The sequence below is a fragment of the Mycobacterium sp. Root265 genome, assembly GCF_001428895.1.
Taxonomy (GTDB): Bacteria; Actinomycetota; Actinomycetes; order Mycobacteriales; family Mycobacteriaceae; genus Mycobacterium.
Genome location: NZ_LMJA01000023.1, coordinates 1 through 1,889 on the forward strand (window position 1 = coordinate 1; position 1,889 = coordinate 1,889).

The following is a 1,889-nucleotide window of genomic DNA, read 5'->3' on the forward strand; positions in this document are numbered from 1 at the left end:
TGGTGCCCGCGCATTTCCAGTACCTGGACGCCCTGCCGTTGACCACCAGCGCCAAACTCGACCGCAAAGCCCTACCCGCCCCCACCCACCACCACAGCGGAACCTCCGAACCCCGGCAGGCGCCGCGCAACCCGGCGGAGGAGACGATCGCCGGTGTCTGGAAGGCGGTGCTACGTATCGATAGCGTCGGCCTCGACGACCACTTCTTCGAACTCGGCGGCGATTCGCTGCTCAGCATCCGGGTGCATGCGCAACTCACGGACAAACTGCGCGCCGATCTGCCGATCGTCGCCTTGCTGCAGTATCCGACCATACGCACGCTGGCGCGCCACCTTGCCGGGGAACACCGTGACGTCATGGGCACCGACGACGCCATGGACCGCGCACACAGACAACGCGAAGCCTTTGCGCGCCAACGCAAACTGGTCGGACGGCGGTGACATCATGGCTCACTACGAATCCGTGGACTTCGACCCGTTCGCCGAGCTCGAGGATGACTTCGCCCTGACCGAGCCGCAACGTGAGATCTGCGCGGCGACGCTGATGGGCGATGACGCGAACTGCTCGTACAACCAGTGTTTCGTGCTGACGTTGCAGGGCGAGCTGTCGGTGGAGTCGTTGCACACCGCACTCTCGCAGGTGGTGCGTCGGCACGAGGCACTGCGCATCTGCATCGATCTGGTGAACGAATCGCAGCGGGTCCTGCCCGAGGTGGAGGTCACGCTGGCACTGACCGACCTCGTGACGCTCGGGGCCCGGGACCGCGAGACGGCGATCGCGGCCATCGTGGACCGTGAAACACACACACCGTTCGATCTGGGGGCCGCTCCCTTGTGGCGCGCTGAAGTCCTCCGCGAGGCGCCCGACCGTCATCGACTGATATTCACCGCGCACCACGTCATCGTCGACGGGTGGTCCTCGACCGTGATTTTCGATGACCTCGCGAAGATCTACGCGGCCGACCGTGTCGGTCTGCCGGCCGATCTGCCCCCAGCAGCTTCCTTCCGTGACTTTGTGGCCGATCAACAGAGCACCGACACCATCGCAGAAATGGATGCGGCGCTGGACTTCTGGACAGACCAGTACACGAGTGGCGTGCCGAGCTTCGAGCTGCCGCTCGACCGCAACCGCCCCGTCTACAAGACCTATACCGCCGGCAGGCAGGTCCTGGCCATCGACAAGGAGCTCTTCCGGGCTTTTCGTGCCGGCGCGGCAAAGGAGGGCGCCACGCAGTTCGTGGCCATGCTCGCCGCCTTCGAGGTGCTGGTCGCGCGCCTCACCTCCGCCGACGATTTCATCATCGGCGTGCCGATGGCGAGTCAGGCGCTACAGGAGAACCGACACCTGGTGGCACACGGGGTCAACACGATTCCGCTGCGCTGCCGCATCGATGAGCAACTGACGTTCGCCGAACACCTGCGCGCTGTACGCAGCGCGTTCTTCGATGCCCAGGCACATCAGCGTCTGACCTTCGGCACGCTGGTGCAGCGCCTCAGGCTGTCCCGGGACCCGGGCCGGATGCCGTTGGTGTCCCTGTTCTTCAATGACAAGTTCAGCAGCACCTTCGATTTCGGCGACACTGCCGTCACGGGCGTCGAGATGCCCAGGGCGTATTACAACTTCGAGCTCGGCGTCACCGCGATCGATGACGGCGACAGCGTCGTGCTCGAATGTGAATTCAACGCCGACCTTTTCGAGGACACGACGGTCGCGCGCTGGCTCACGCAGTACCGCCTGCTACTCGAACAGATCGTGGCCGACCCGGCCGCACCTCTGGCCGACCTGTCACTGCTGAGTGCTGCTGAGCGGGTGGTGTTGGTGGGTGATGGTGGGGTTCCGGTGGTGGTGACTCGTGATGTGACGTTGCATGGGGGTTTTGCGCGTCAGGT

General features: G+C 64.6%; 2 protein-coding genes. Both read left to right on the plus strand.

The annotated features are described in order from the left end of the window. Positions 1–440, plus strand: a 440-nt coding sequence (locus ASE48_RS18550; protein ID WP_200962206.1) for a phosphopantetheine-binding protein, incomplete at its 5' end; no start/stop codon positions are given. Between the two features lie 4 nt (positions 441–444). Then, a partial coding sequence (locus ASE48_RS18555) for a condensation domain-containing protein (protein ID WP_200962207.1) occupies positions 445–1,889 on the plus strand: 1,445 nt, incomplete at its 3' end.